This is a genomic window from Methylobacterium sp. 174MFSha1.1 (genome assembly GCF_900116815.1).
Classification (GTDB): domain Bacteria; phylum Pseudomonadota; class Alphaproteobacteria; order Rhizobiales; family Beijerinckiaceae; genus Methylobacterium.
Genome location: NZ_FPCB01000034.1, coordinates 1 through 13,540, shown reverse-complemented (window position 1 = coordinate 13,540; position 13,540 = coordinate 1). Strand labels below are relative to the sequence as shown.

Annotated in this window: 10 protein-coding genes and 1 pseudogene; 5 read left to right on the top strand and 6 right to left on the bottom strand. The window is 70.6% G+C overall.

Annotation, left to right across the window (positions count from 1 at the left end):
* Nucleotides 1–76: 76 nt before the first annotated feature.
* A complete protein-coding gene (gene gltX, locus BM430_RS25630; RefSeq protein WP_093570074.1) occupies nucleotides 77–1,498 on the top strand; it encodes a glutamate--tRNA ligase in 1,422 nt (473 codons plus the stop codon).
* A gap of 228 nt (nucleotides 1,499–1,726) precedes the next feature.
* Nucleotides 1,727–3,019 carry a citrate synthase gene (gene gltA / locus BM430_RS25625; RefSeq protein WP_093570073.1) on the top strand — a complete coding sequence of 431 codons (1,293 nt, stop codon included), beginning with the start codon at nucleotides 1,727–1,729 and terminating at the stop codon, nucleotides 3,017–3,019.
* Nucleotides 3,020–3,339: 320 nt separating this feature from the next.
* On the opposite strand, the gene denD is transcribed toward gltA, so the two are convergent.
* The 6 genes from denD to BM430_RS25595 all read right to left on the bottom strand — a co-directional run bounded on the left by denD (nucleotide 3,340) and on the right by BM430_RS25595 (nucleotide 11,338).
* On the bottom strand, nucleotides 3,340–4,323 hold the full coding sequence (denD, locus tag BM430_RS25620; RefSeq protein WP_093570072.1) for a D-erythronate dehydrogenase: 984 nt from the start codon (nucleotides 4,321–4,323) through the stop codon (nucleotides 3,340–3,342).
* A gap of 25 nt (nucleotides 4,324–4,348) precedes the next feature.
* Nucleotides 4,349–5,095, bottom strand: coding sequence for an SDR family oxidoreductase (locus BM430_RS25615; protein WP_093570071.1), 747 nt, complete (start codon nucleotides 5,093–5,095; stop codon nucleotides 4,349–4,351).
* A 65-nt stretch (nucleotides 5,096–5,160) separates the two neighbouring features.
* The gene (locus BM430_RS25610) at nucleotides 5,161–6,318 is read right to left on the bottom strand and encodes a GNAT family N-acetyltransferase (protein WP_093570070.1); all 1,158 of its coding nucleotides are present in this window, start codon (nucleotides 6,316–6,318) and stop codon (nucleotides 5,161–5,163) included.
* Nucleotides 6,315–7,181, bottom strand: coding sequence for an isocitrate lyase/PEP mutase family protein (locus BM430_RS25605; protein WP_093570069.1), 867 nt, complete (start codon nucleotides 7,179–7,181; stop codon nucleotides 6,315–6,317). Before BM430_RS25605 ends, BM430_RS25610 begins: the two co-directional genes overlap by 4 nt.
* 75 nt (nucleotides 7,182–7,256) lie before the next feature.
* A complete protein-coding gene (locus BM430_RS25600; RefSeq protein WP_093570068.1) occupies nucleotides 7,257–9,224 on the bottom strand; it encodes a methyl-accepting chemotaxis protein in 1,968 nt (655 codons plus the stop codon).
* A gap of 302 nt (nucleotides 9,225–9,526) precedes the next feature.
* Nucleotides 9,527–11,338, bottom strand: coding sequence for an IlvD/Edd family dehydratase (locus BM430_RS25595; RefSeq protein ID WP_093570067.1), 1,812 nt, complete (start codon nucleotides 11,336–11,338; stop codon nucleotides 9,527–9,529).
* Nucleotides 11,339–11,563: 225 nt separating this feature from the next.
* On the opposite strand from BM430_RS25595, the gene BM430_RS25590 reads away from it, so the two are divergent.
* The 3 genes and pseudogenes from BM430_RS25590 to BM430_RS25580 all read left to right on the top strand — a co-directional run.
* Complete coding sequence (locus tag BM430_RS25590) at nucleotides 11,564–11,776, top strand: hypothetical protein (protein WP_093570066.1); 213 nt, start codon at nucleotides 11,564–11,566, stop codon at nucleotides 11,774–11,776.
* Between the two features lie 98 nt (nucleotides 11,777–11,874).
* Entirely contained in the window at nucleotides 11,875–13,053 is a 1,179-nt protein-coding gene (locus tag BM430_RS25585) for a pyridoxal phosphate-dependent aminotransferase (protein ID WP_093570065.1), read from the top strand.
* A gap of 260 nt (nucleotides 13,054–13,313) precedes the next feature.
* Nucleotides 13,314–13,540: pseudogene (locus BM430_RS25580) on the top strand (IS110 family transposase); the annotation flags it as partial.

Below are 13,540 nucleotides of genomic sequence, written 5' to 3'. Positions count from 1 at the left end.
CGGGTCGACTCGAGCAACCCTGCCCTAACGGCCCCGGCCACACCGTTTTTTCGCTCTCACCCGGTTCACGTCGCGCATGTCCTCCGTCGTCACCCGCTTTGCCCCGTCGCCCACGGGCTTCCTCCACATCGGCGGGGGTCGCACGGCTTTGTTCAACTGGCTCTACGCCCGCCGACACGGCGGTCGGATGCTGCTGCGCATCGAGGACACCGACCGCGAGCGCTCGACGCAAGGGGCCATCGACGCGATCCTCGACGGGCTCAACTGGCTCGGCCTCGATTGGGACGGCGACGTGGTCTACCAGTTCGCCCGCGCCGCCCGGCACCGCGAGGTGGCCGAGGGGCTGCTCGCGGCCGGCCGGGCCTATCACTGCTACGCCACGCCCGACGAGCTGACCGAGATGCGCGAGGCCGCCCGCCGCGAGGGCAAGCCGATCCGCTACGACGGCCGCTGGCGCGACCGCGACCCGTCCGAGGCCCCCGCCGGCGTCAAGCCGGTGATCCGGCTGCGCGCCCCCACCGACGGCGAGACCGTGGTCGAGGACGCGGTGCAGGGCCGGGTGGTGTGGCAGAACAAGGACCTCGACGACCTCGTCCTGCTGCGCTCGGACGGCACGCCGACCTACATGCTGGCGGTGGTGGTCGACGACCACGACATGGGCGTGACCCACGTCATCCGCGGCGACGACCACCTGACCAACGCGGCGCGCCAGACCCAGATCTACCAGGCGCTCGGATGGGACGTGCCGAACATGTCGCACATCCCGCTGATCCACGGCCCGGACGGGGCGAAGCTCTCGAAGCGCCACGGCGCCCTCGGGGTCGACGCCTACCGCGACCTCGGCTACCTGCCGGTCGCTCTGCGCAACTACCTCGTGCGCCTCGGCTGGAGCCACGGCGACCAGGAGATCTTTTCGACCGAGGAGATGATCGCCGCCTTCGATCTCGGTTCGGTCGGGCGCTCGCCGGCCCGGTTCGACTTCGCCAAGCTCGAGAACCTGAACGGCCATTACATCCGCTCGTCCTCGAACGAGGCGCTGGTGGAGGCGATCGAGGCGATCCTGCCGACGCAAGGGCAGCGCTGGGGCCTCTCGGCTCCCCTCGATCCGGCCTTGCGGGAAAAATTCATCGCCGCGATGCCGGGGCTGAAGGAGCGGGCTAAGACCCTGATCGAGCTCGTCGACAGCGCCTACTACCTCTACGCGCCGCGCCCCCTCGCCCTCGACGAGAAGGCCACCGGTCTCCTCGGCAATGGCGGCCGCGAGCGGCTGGCCGGCGCGCTCACGCATCTCGAAGCGTTGAACGAGTGGAGCGCCACCTCGACCGAGGGTGCGGTGCGGCATTTCGCCGAGAGCGCCGGGGTCAAGCTCGGGCAGGTGGCCCAGCCCTTGCGGGCCGCGCTCACCGGCCGGACGACCTCGCCGCCGCTCTTCGACGTGATGGAAGTGCTCGGCCGCGAGGAGAGCCTGGAGCGCCTGCGCGAGCAGGTTGCGGCCTGAGGACCGACGGCACGGCCCCCGCGAATCCACCGTCGCGGGGGCGATCCGGTCGCCTCTGAACAGACAATGAATTCTGTCACCCGTGCGGGGAGCCGCGGTTGATGCCGGTGCGACGATCCGCTAACCCGGTCGGCGAGTGAGCACCCGCAGCAAAGTCGCCGCCCTGCCCCGGGGGCCGCGGTCGAGGCGCCAACGCTCAGTCACGTTGATGAAAGGGTCCGCAACCCCATGAGCCTCCCCACCAGCACACTCACGGTGAACGACCGCGCGATCGAGATGCCCACCAAGGCCGGCACGATCGGTCCGAGCGTCATCGACATCAGCAAGCTCTACGCGCAGACCGGTCAGTTCACCTACGACCCGGGCTTCACCTCGACCGCCTCCTGCGAGTCGAAGATCACCTACATCGACGGCGACGAGGGCGTGCTCCTGTATCGGGGCTACCCGATCGAGCAGCTGGCCGAGCACGGCGACTTCCTCGAGACCTGCTACCTGCTGCTGTACGGCGAGCTGCCGACCGCGGCCCAGAAGGCCGATTTCGACTACCGCGTCACGCGCCACACCATGGTGCATGACCAGATGAACCGGTTCTTCCAGGGCTTCCGCCGCGACGCCCACCCGATGGCCGTCATGGTGGCCTCGGTCGGCGCGCTCTCGGCGTTCTACCACGACTCGACCGACATCACGGACGAGAAGCAGCGCATGATCGCCTCCATGCGCATGATCGCCAAGATGCCGACGCTGGCGGCCATGGCGTACAAGTACACGATCGGCCAGCCCTTCGTGTATCCGAAGAACGACCTCGACTACACCTCGAACTTCCTGCGGATGTGTTTCGCGGTGCCGTGCGAGGAGTACCAGCCCAACCCGGTGCTGTCGCGCGCGCTCGACCGGATCTTCATCCTGCACGCCGACCACGAGCAGAACGCCTCGACCTCGACGGTGCGTCTGGCCGGTTCCTCGGGCGCCAACCCCTTCGCCTGCATCGCCGCCGGCATCGCCTGCCTGTGGGGCCCCGCCCATGGCGGCGCCAACGAGGCGGCGCTCAAGATGCTGGCCGAAATCGGCACCCCGGAGCGCGTCTCCGAATACGTCGCCAAGGCGAAGGACAAGAACGATCCCTTCCGCCTGATGGGCTTCGGCCACCGGGTCTACAAGAACTACGACCCGCGCGCCCGCATCATGCAGAAGACCACGCATGAGGTGCTGAGCGAGCTCGGCATCAAGGACGATCCGCTGCTCGACGTCGCGATGGAGCTGGAGCAGATCGCCCTCAAGGACGATTACTTCATCGAGAAGAAGCTCTACCCGAACATCGACTTCTACTCGGGCATCACCCTGAAGGCGATGGGCTTCCCGACCTCGATGTTCACGGTGCTGTTCGCGCTCGCCCGCACCGTCGGCTGGATCAGCCAGTGGGCCGAGATGATCGAGGACCCGTCCCAGAAGATCGGCCGTCCGCGCCAGCTCTACACGGGTGCGCCGAAGCGGGACTACGTGACGGTGGCTCAGCGCGGCTGAGCACCAGATCTTACGAAATGAGAACGGGCGGCACGCGCGTGCCGCCCGTTTCTGTTTGTGCCGCAAACTTCCGCGCCATGGCGCGGGCTTCTCCCCTCCCCCCTCTGCGGGGGAGGGTGCCCCACGGAGTGGGGCGGGAGAGGGGCAGCGCGACGCTGATCCCGGGAGCGCCCGTCATCATGGTCGTGACTTCTCCGGAAGCGGCGTCCCCTCTCCCGGCCTGCTCCGCAGGCCACCCTCCCCCGCAGAGGGGGGAGGGAGAAAGCCCGCGCTTTTCATTTCCCCGGACAGATTTGCCCCTTGTGGGGAGGGGAAAAGCCCTACGCCGGCACCTTCCCGCCCAGCTCGTCCTCGATATGCGCCCGCACGATGGCATCGAAGTCGGGCTCGGCCTTGAAGCCGAGTTCCAGCGCCCGGCGGGCGTCGAAGGTGCGGGGCCAGCCGGAGACGATGCGCTCGATCGTCGGGTCGGGCTCGCGGCGGATGCGGGCGACGGCGGAGTCGCCGGCGGCACGGCGCAGGGCCTCGATCTGCTCGGCCACCGTGGCGCCGACGCCCGGCATGGTCAGGTTGCGACGGTCGCCGAGGCGCTTGGTGTCGATCGTCGCGGCGTGGAGGAGGAAGCCGACCGCCGAGCGCGGCGAGGCGTGCCAGTGGCGGACCTGGTCGGAGACCGGCAGCACCGCTTCCTGGCCGGCCAGCGGCTCGCGGATGATGCCGGAGAAGAAGCCCGAGGCCGCCTTGTTGGGCTTGCCCGGCCGCACGCAGATGGTGGGGAGGCGGATGCCGACGCCGTCGAAGATGCCGCGGCGCGAATAGTCGGAGAGCAGCAGCTCGCCGATCGCCTTCTGGGTGCCGTAGCTGGTGAGCGGCGCCGTCAGGTACTCGTCGGGGATCGGATCGGGCATCGGCGCACCGAACACCGCCACCGACGAGGTGAAGACGAAGCGCGGCGTGTAGCCCTCGCCGATCGCCCGCACCGCGTCGTAGAGGCGGCGCGTGCCGTCGAGGTTGATCCGGTAGCCCTTGTCGAAATCGGCCTCTGCCTCGCCGGACACGATCGCCGCGAGGTGGAAGATCACGTCCGGCCGGCCGGCGACCAGGCGCTCGGCCTCGCCGGGATCGGAGAAGTCGGAGGCCGAGAGCGAGACCGGGATCGCGGTGCCGGCGGGCGCCTCGGGCGGCACCACGTCGTGCAGGGTCAGGCGCGAGATGGTCTCGCCGCCGAGGGAGCCGTCCTTGACCAGTCGGTCGAGGAGCTTGCGCCCGACCATGCCGGCGGCGCCGAGGATGAGGATATGCATGGGAAAAAACTCCTTCGCCGTCGGATCAGAGCGTGAAGCCGCCGTCGGCGACGTGGGTCTGGCCGGTGGTGAAGCGGGACTCGTCGGAAGCGAGGTAGACGGCGAGCAGGGCCATCTCCTCCGGCGTGCCGAGCCGGCCCATCGGCTGGCGATCGATGAAGGCCTGGCGGGCGGCCTCGACCGAGGTCTTGTTCATCTCCGCCAGCGCCGCGATGCGGTCGTCGAGGGAGGGCGACTGGATCGTGCCGGGGCAGATCGCGTTCGCCCGCACGCCGCTGCGGATGAAGTCCCGCGCCACCGCCTTGGTGAGACCGACCACCGCAGCCTTCGAGGCGCCGTAGACGTAGCGGTTCGGCGCGGTGGCATCGGCGCCGACGGCCGAGGCGATGTTGACGATCGAGCCGTTGCCGCGCTCCAGCATGCCGGGCAGGAAGGCCCGGATGGTGCGGTGCATCGAGCGCACGTTGAGGTCGAAGGCCAGATCCCACTCGGCGTCGGTGCAGTCGAGGATGGTGCCGTGATGGACGAAGCCCGCGGCATTCACCAGCACGTCGACCGGCCCGGCCCCCTTCGCGAAGTCTTGCACCGCCGCGTCCGAGCGCACGTCGAGGGAGGCAGCCTGCGCGCCCTTCAAGCCCTCGAGCTTGCCCGCATCGAGGTCGGTCGCCAGCACCTCCGCGCCCTCGGCCAGGAACGCCGCCGCGATGGCGCGTCCGATCCCCTGGCCCGCCGCCGTCACGACCGCGCGCTTGCCCGTCAGACGTCCCGCCATTCTGTCCTCCCGCGTGTGTTCGCGCCCCGCTCGCCGGCGGGGCTTGTCCGTGAAACCGTGGCGCCTCAGGCGAGGCGCTTGAGCATGTGGACCAGGCGCCGGTCCGGCAGGTCCTCGACCCGCTCGGTGGCGTAGCCCCGCCGCGCGTACCAGTCGATGTTCCGCACGAGCTTGTCCCCGGTGTAGAGCCGGAGAACCGACAGGTCGAGGTCCCGCGCCCGGGCTTCGGCCGCTGCGAGCAGGGTGTTGCCGAGGCCCGATCCTTGGTAGGAGGGATCGACCGATACGCTCCAGATCATCAGGTGATCGGGCGTCGGGTCGAGGATCAGGGCGCCGGCGGGCTTTTCGTCCTGGTCGGGCAGCCAGACCTCGTAGCGCGCCAGCACCTCGGCGGCCGGCGTGAGGAGCGGCACCGGCTCGACGCCGAGGAGCGGGCGGTTCGGCGCGTAGGCGGCTTCCTGCAAGGCCGCGAGGGCGCTCTCGTCCGCGGCGGTCGCCCGCCGCAAGGAGGTACCGGGGATCGTCGACCGGTTGAGGGCGCCGAGGCGCAGGGACTGGCCGCCGGCGAGGTTGTCGGGCGCGAGCCAGCGGTCGAAGCCCTGGGCGAGCTGCGGCCACTCGCCGTCGAGCATCGAGAACCAGGCCGTGTCGCGGTTGCGGCCCTTGACGATCACCGCCTGGCGAAACAGCCCCTCGTAGGAGAAGCCCAGGCGCTCGGCCGCGCGCCGCGAAGGGGCGTTGAGGGCGTTGCACTTCCACTCGTAGCGGCGATAGCCGAGGTCGAAGACGTAACCGGCGAGGAGCCGCATCGCCTCGGTGGCGCCGGGCGTGCGCTGGAGCGCCGGGGTGTAGAGGATGTTGCCGACCTCGATCACCCGGTTCGCCCGGTCGATCCGCATCAGGGAGGCGTGGCCGATCGCCGTGCCCGTGCGGGCATCGAGGATGGCGAAGAACAGCGGATCGGCCGAGGCGGCGCAGGCCGCGATGTAGGCCTCGAACGCCGCACGGTCGTCGAACGGCCCGGCGGCCATGTACTGCCACAAGGCCTCCCGGCCCGGTCCGACGGCGCCCTCGGCGAGGTCGGCGGCGTGGCCTGTGTCGAGGGGCACGATCGTGACGTGGCGCCCCTCCAGGCGGACCCGCTCCGGCGCGGGGGCCGGGGCGGTGACGGCGACGGGCCGGCCGATCGGCAGGCCGGTGACGGGATCGCGATCCTGGCTCATGCGCCGCCCTGCTCCTTGAGGTCTCGCGCCTTGAGGTCCTGGCGGAAGAAGCCGTTGATCTCCGAAAAGCTCACCGAGCCGTCGAAGCCGCCGAAGCTGCCCTCGTCGTGGATGCGCCTGGCCGCCCGGATGAAGCCGGTCCAGGCCGCCCGCGCCAGCGACGAGCCGACGCTGATCCGGCGCACACCCAAGGCTTCGAGATCGGCGACCTTGAGGCCCGGATTGGTGCTCATCAGGAGGTTGACCGGCACTGGCGCCAGGGCGTCGACCAGAGTGCGGATTTCCTCGCGCCGTTTCGGGCCCGGCGCGTAGGCCACGTCGGCCCCCGCCTCGGCATAGGCCTGGAGCCGGCGGATCGCCTCGGGCAGCGGCTCGGGGTGGCCGGTGAGATAGCACTCGGCCCGGCCGGTCAGCATCACGTCGGCGCCCGACGCGTCGATCGCGGCCTTGGCGGCGCGGATGCGCTCGGCGCCCTCCCGGATGTCGTAGAGCGGCCGGGCGGGATCCCCGGTGGCGTCCTCGATCGACAGGCCGGCGATTCCGGTCGCCACGCAGGCCGCGACGTTGCGGGCCACCTCCTCGGGATCGTGCGCGTAGCCCGATTCGAAATCGGCGTTCACCGGCAGGTCGGTGGCGGCGACGATCTCGGCGATGTGGGCGAGCATCGCGTCGAGCGGCACCGCCCAGTCGGTGTCCGGCAGGGCGCGGGTGAAGGCGTAGCCGGAGCTGGTGGTGGCGAGCGCCGGAAACCCCATGGCCGCGAGGTAGCGGCTGGTCCCGATGTCCCAGGGATTCGGCATCACGAAGCAGCCGCCCTCGTGGAGCCGCCGGAAGGCGGCGCGGCGCGCGGCGAAATCGGTCATCGGGGTCGTCTCGCGGGAATCGGGGCGCCAGCCTTTCATAGGGCGCGGGCCGCTGTAAACCGTCGTCGCCACGCGTCAGGCGGCGCGCACCGAGGCGATGAAGCCCGCGACCTCGGCCCCGAGCCGGTCGGATTGCTGCGTGAGCGCCGAGGCCGATTCCAGCACCGCGGCGGCGGCGGCGCCGGCCCGTTCGGAATCCTGCGCGACGCTCGCGATGGTGCGCGTCACCTCGCCGGTGCCGGTCGAGGCCTGCGCCACGTTGCGGGCGATCTCCTGCATCGCCTCGCCCTGCTGCGCGGTCGCCGCGGCGATCGCGGCGGCGCCCCCGTCGATCTCCCGGATGCGCGCCGTGACCGTGCCGATCGCCGCGACGGCGCGGGCGGTGGCGGCCTGGATCTCGCCGATCTGGCCGCCGACCTCCTCGGTCGCCCGCGCGGTCTGGCTCGCCAGCTGCTTCACTTCCGCCGCCACCACCGCGAAGCCGCGACCGGCCTCGCCGGCGCGGGCCGCCTCGATGGTGGCATTCAGCGCCAGAAGGTTCGTCTGGGCGGCGATCGACGAGATCAGCTGCACCACGTCGCCGATCCGGGACGCCGCCCCGTCGAGGGCCTGGACGAAGGCACCGGCCTCGTCGGTCTCGGCCACGGCCCGCCGCGCGAGGTCGGCAGAATCCCGCACCTGCCCGCCGATCACCGTCATCGACAGGCCGACCTGCCCGGCCGCCGCCGAGACCGCCTCGACATTCCGCGCCGTCTCCTCGGCGGCCGCCGCCACGGTGGCGGAGCGCTCCGCCGTGCCGGTGGCGATGGCGCTCATGCCGCGGGCGGTCTCCTGGAGGGCGCCCGCCGAGGCCGAGACCGTCGCGACCACCGCGCCGACCGCCTGCTCGAACCGGTCGGCCATGTCCCGGAACGCCGCCCGTCGCTCCGCCTCGCTGCCCGCCCGCAAGGCGGCCTGCTCGGCGACGAGCGCGCCGTTCTCCACCATCTTGGCGTGGAACACCGCGAAGGCGCGGCCGATGGCGCCGATCTCGTCCCGGCGGCGGGAATCCGGCACGGCGACCGCGAGGTCGCCGCCGGCGACCCGCCCCATGGCGTCGGCCAGCTGCGTCAGCGGGCCGGAGATGCGCTGGCCGACCCACCACGACAGGCCGGCGGCGCACAGCACGACGAAGCCGATGCAGCCGAGGATCAGCCGGCCGGTCCAGTCCCGCGAGGCGGTCACCGCTCCTTGCGCCGCGGCGCGCTCCTCCTCGGCGGCCTGCGCGACCGCGGCGATGCGGGGCGCGAGGCGGGTATAGAGGGTCGCGAGGTCGTCGGCTTCCTCCTTCAGGCTGCCGGCGCCGACGAGGTAGGCCATGAAGCCGTCCCGGTAGCGCCCGACGAGGTCGCCGATCTCCCCCCGCTCGGCCGGGCTCAGCCGCGTGGCCTTCAGCGCCTCGACGAATTCCGACGCCCGCTCACGCAGCGCGTCGCCGTAGGCCTCGTCGCCCCGCAGCATGAAGTCCTTCTCGTGCCGGCGCATCATCAGCATCAGCACGGCGAGGCGCGGCTCGTCGAGCCGGGCGAGCCGCGTCTCGACGTCGTGGATCGCCCCGCGCAGGCGCCCCTGCAGCCCGTCCTTCTCGGTGAAGCCGAGGGTGCGCTGCGCCGCCGCGACGTTCTGGAAGCGCGTGGCATAGATGTTGAGGCCGGCCCGCAGCGCCTCCGCCGCCTTGAGCGGCGCATCGTCCGGCAGGGGGGCGACCTGGCGCTCGATCTCGTCGAGGCGCTCGCCGGCCTTGGTCAGCAGAACCTGGCGCTCGTCGATCAGCGCGTCCTTCCGGTGCAGCAGGAAGTCGGTCTCGACCTGATGCGCCTTGAGGAGATCGTCGGCGAACGCGGTGATCCGGGCGGCGAGATCGGCGGCCCGGTCGGCGCTCGCCTGGAGCCGCTCCTGGTTCCACGAGCCCCAGCCGAAGACGATCCCCAGCAGAAGGACTCCGCCGACGCCGAGAACCGCAATCTGTGCGCGCAGACCGACGCTGGGAAACCGGAACTTCATCGAAGGACCCACCGGGGAGACGAGTGTCTTTTGTTAGCCGGGTGAGCGTTAAGATCCGGTGAGATCCGATATTTTACTTCATGTAACGGTTATATAGCGTGATTTTCTGGAATGCTGCGTTGCGGAACGCTGGGTCAGGACGGCGGATCGCATTGCATCTTTTCCCCTTTCCCGGACGATGGGAACCAAAAAAAGAGCGCAGGCCCTCCTCTCGCCCGCGGGAGAGGGGAGGTCCTGCGCTCGATCTCGACACGGCGTCTCTCGGGCGCCCCGAACCGTCGCCGGCCCGGGGCGAGGGGACATCAGTGGTTGTCGCGCGGCACGCCGTGCGTCTGGGCGATGCGCTGGAAGGCCTCGGAGCCCTTGAGGATCATGCCCTCGGAGAGCTGGTCGACCATCGCGCGCTGGATCGCCTGCCAGGGGGTCTGGCTCGCCGGGTAGGGGTAGCCGCCCCGGGCGTTCAGGTCCTCGCGGCGGCGCCGGATCTCCTCCTCGGGGAGCAGGATGTCGGCGGTGCGCTTGTTGAGGTCGATCCGGACGCGGTCGCCGTTCTGGAGCAGCGCCAGGCCGCCGCCGGCCGCGGCTTCCGGCGAGGCGTTGAGGATCGAGGGCGTGCCCGAGGTGCCGGACTGGCGCCCGTCGCCGATGCAGGGCAGCGACAGCACGCCCCTGCGGATCAGCTCGCCCGGGGGCTGCATGTTCACGACCTCCGCCGCGCCCGGATAGCCGATCGGCCCGGCGCCGCGCATGATCAGCACCGTGTGCTCGTCGATCTCCAGCGCCGGATCGTCGATGCGGTGGTGGTAATCCTCCGGCCCGTCGAACACCACGACACGCCCCTCGAAGGCGTAGGGGTCGTCCGGGTTGGCGAGGTAGCGGTCGTAGAACTCGCGGCTGATCACGCTGGTCTTCATGATCGCGGAATCGAACAGCGAGCCCTTGAGGTTGAGGAACCCGGCGCGCTCGCGCAGGGGCTCGTTATAGGGCTTGATGACGTCGCGGTCCCAGGTCTGGGCGCCGGCGCAGTTCTCCGCCACGGTCTTGCCGTTGCAGGTCAGCACGTCGGCGTGGAGCTTGCCGGCCTCGAGGAGCTCGGACATCACCGCCGGCAGGCCGCCGGCGCGGAAATATTCCTCGCCGAGATAGTGGCCGGCGGGCTGCATGTTGACGAGGAGCGGGATGTCGTAGCCGACGCGCTCCCAGTCGTCGCAGGTCAGCGGCACGCCGATCAGCTTGGCGATGGCGTTGATGTGGATCGGCGCGTTGGTCGAGCCGCCGATGGCGGTGTTGGCGACGATTGCGTTCTCGAACGCCTCGCGGGTGAGGATGTCGGAGGGCTTCAGGTCCTCCCACACCATGTCGACGATGCGCTGGCCGGTGGCGTAGGCCGCCTGGCCGCGCTCGCGGTAGGGGGCGGGGATCGCCGCGGAACCCGGCAGCGCCATGCCGAGCGCCTCGGCCAGCGCGTTCATGGTCGAGGCGGTGCCCATGGTGTTGCAGTGGCCGTCCGAGGGCGCCGACGAGGCCACGATGTCGAGGAACTGCTGGTAGTCGATGTCGCCGGCGGCGTGGCGCTCGCGTGCCTTCCACACCACGGTGCCGGAACCGGTGCGCTCGCCGCGGCTCCAGCCGTTCAGCATCGGGCCGACATTGAGCGAGATCGTCGGGATGTTCACGGTGGCCGCCGCCATCAGGCAGGCCGGCATGGTCTTGTCGCAGCCGGTGAGCAGCACGACGCCGTCGAGGGGGTAGCCGTACAGCACCTCGACCAGCGACAGGTAGGCGAGGTTGCGGTCGAGCGAGGCGGTCGGCCGCTTGCCGGTCTCCTGGATCGGGTGGCACGGGAACTCGAACGCCACGCCGCCGGCCGCGGTGATGCCCTCGCGCACGCGCTTGGCGAGCTCGAGATGGTGGCGGTTGCACGGCGAGAGATCCGAGCCGGTCTGGGCGATGCCGATCAACGGCTTGCCGCCGCGCAGCTCGCCCACCGTGAGGCCGAAATTGAGGTAGCGCTCAAGGTAGAGCGCGGTCATGCCCGGGTTGTCCGGGTTGTCGAACCAGAGGCGCGAACGCAGGCGGCTGGCGTCGATGCGGGAGCGCGGCGTCTGGGCCATGGCGGGGTCGTCCTTCCCGAGTTCGTTCTTGTCGAGAACCGTTCCGGGGAACCTATGGACCCGGCCGGTGCAGGAAGGCAACACCGTCATGCGCATGGCCGGCGCCCCCGCGGCTGCGACGCCGAGAGGCCGAAAGTTTCTCGCGGTACTGCTGTCGCATCACGGCGGAGCGGTGCTATGAGGCCGGCTGAACCATACCGCTCGACTAGCCCAGGGGAGCCGCCGATGAGCCAAGAGAAGCCGTCCAACCCGCTCGTGCCGATCGCCATCGTGGTGTCGATCCCGGTCATCGTGTGCCTGATCATCATGCTGACCGACGACGGCATCGAGCGCTCGCTGCTCTGGGCGGCGATCAAGACCGGCATCATCCTGACGGTGCTCGGCGGCGCGATCTCGTACGGCGTCAGCCGGCTGGCCGAGCGCAACGCCTCGCGCTGAGCCAGATCCGTCCCGACGGCACCGGAAGGCCGCGGGACCGCCGGGCGGGGCGCGACGACGCCCTGCCCCGCCTGCCATCGAGGAAACGAGAGACCACCATGCCCGCCATCGTCCCCGCCTTCTCGCGCATCGGGGAGGAGAACGCCTTCGCGGTGCTCGCCCGCGCCACGGCTCTCGCCCAGGCCGGCCGCGACGTGATCAATCTCGGCATCGGCCAGCCCGACATGCCGACCCCGCCGCACGTCGTCGAGGCGGCGGTGAAGGCGCTCCAGGACGGGCACCACGGCTACACCCCGGCGACCGGCATCCTGCCCTTGCGCGAGGCGGTGGCCCGCGACCTCGACCGGCGCCTCGGCGTCCAGGTCTCGCCCGACAGCGTGATGATCGTGCCGGGCGGCAAGGTCACCATGTTCATGGCGATCCTGATGTTCGGCGAGCCGGGCGCCGAGATCCTGTACCCGGATCCGGGCTTCCCGATCTACCGCTCGATGATCGAGTTCACCGGCGCCACGCCGGTGCCGGTGCCGATCCGCGAGGAGAACGGCTTCGCCTTCTCGGCCGAGGAGACCTTGGGGCTGATCACGCCGCGCACGCGCCTCTTGATCCTCAACTCTCCCGCCAACCCGACCGGCGGCGTCACCCCGAAGGCCGAGATCGACACGCTGGTGGCGGGGCTGGCGAAGCATCCCGACGTCACCATCCTATCGGACGAGATCTACGGCACGATGACCTATGACGGCGAGCGCCACCACACGCTGCTCGCCTATCCGGAGATCCGCGACCGGCTGATCTACCTCGACGGCGCCTCGAAGACCTACGCGATGACCGGCTGGCGCCTCGGCTGGTCGGTCTGGCCGGCACCGCTCTACGACGCCGCCCGCAAGCTCGCGGTGAACTCGTTCTCCTGCGTCAACGCCGCGACGCAATGGGCGGGCATCGCCGCCCTCGACGGGCCGCAGGATTGCGTCGCCGCGATGATGGCCGAGTTCGACCGCCGCCGCCTCCTGGTGGTCGAGGGGCTGAACCGGCTGCCGGGCGTCTCCTGCATCACCCCGAAGGGCGCCTTCTACGCCTTCCCGAACATCAGCGAGACCGGCTGGAAGGCCAAGGCCCTCGCCTCGGCGCTCCTGGAGGAGTCCGGCGTCGCGACGATCGGCGGGCCGGATTTCGGGGTGCACGGCGAGGGCTACCTGCGCCTGTCCTACGCCAACTCGGCGGAGAACATCTCTCGGGCGCTGGAGCGGATCGGGGTTTTTCTGGAGGGGAACCGGCGCTGAGCGGGGGCGATCCCACCCAGTTTCCACCGACCGCTCCTTCCATCCTCCATCGGCATCCCGGGGCCGCGAAGCGGAACCCGGGATCCATAGCCGCTGACGATGCCGGATGAGACGGGACGCGGTCCGCTTGGTTCCGCACCTCAGCGGTTATGGATCCCGGGTTCCGCTTCGCGGCCCCGGGATGTTGGGGTGGACGGCCCCCGCCGGCATCATAGGTGCCAGATTGGGGTCGTCTGAATACCCAACCGAGGAGACCGTCCGTGACGCAGATTAGCATCATCGGCCTGGACATCGCCAAGTCCGTCTTCCAGTTCGAGGCTCAGGACGCGCAAGGCGCCGTGGTGAGCACCGAGCGCGTGTCGCGCGACAAGCTGCTGCCGGCGCTCAAGAAGGTCCCCGCGACGATCGTGGCGATGGAGGCCTGCGCCACCGCCCATCACTGGGCCCGCCAGATCCGTGACCTGGGCCACGAGGTGCGGCTGCTGCC

Coding starts and splice junctions, on each gene's coding strand:
- gltX (WP_093570074.1), top strand. CDS start 77: ATGTCCTCCGTCGTCACCCGCTTTGCCCCGTCGCCCACGGGCTTCCTC.
- gltA (WP_093570073.1), top strand. CDS start 1,727: ATGAGCCTCCCCACCAGCACACTCACGGTGAACGACCGCGCGATCGAG.
- denD (WP_093570072.1), bottom strand. CDS start 4,323: ATGCATATCCTCATCCTCGGCGCCGCCGGCATGGTCGGGCGCAAGCTC.
- BM430_RS25615 (WP_093570071.1), bottom strand. CDS start 5,095: ATGGCGGGACGTCTGACGGGCAAGCGCGCGGTCGTGACGGCGGCGGGC.
- BM430_RS25610 (WP_093570070.1), bottom strand. CDS start 6,318: ATGAGCCAGGATCGCGATCCCGTCACCGGCCTGCCGATCGGCCGGCCC.
- BM430_RS25605 (WP_093570069.1), bottom strand. CDS start 7,181: ATGACCGATTTCGCCGCGCGCCGCGCCGCCTTCCGGCGGCTCCACGAG.
- BM430_RS25600 (WP_093570068.1), bottom strand. CDS start 9,224: ATGAAGTTCCGGTTTCCCAGCGTCGGTCTGCGCGCACAGATTGCGGTT.
- BM430_RS25595 (WP_093570067.1), bottom strand. CDS start 11,338: ATGGCCCAGACGCCGCGCTCCCGCATCGACGCCAGCCGCCTGCGTTCG.
- BM430_RS25590 (WP_093570066.1), top strand. CDS start 11,564: ATGAGCCAAGAGAAGCCGTCCAACCCGCTCGTGCCGATCGCCATCGTG.
- BM430_RS25585 (WP_093570065.1), top strand. CDS start 11,875: ATGCCCGCCATCGTCCCCGCCTTCTCGCGCATCGGGGAGGAGAACGCC.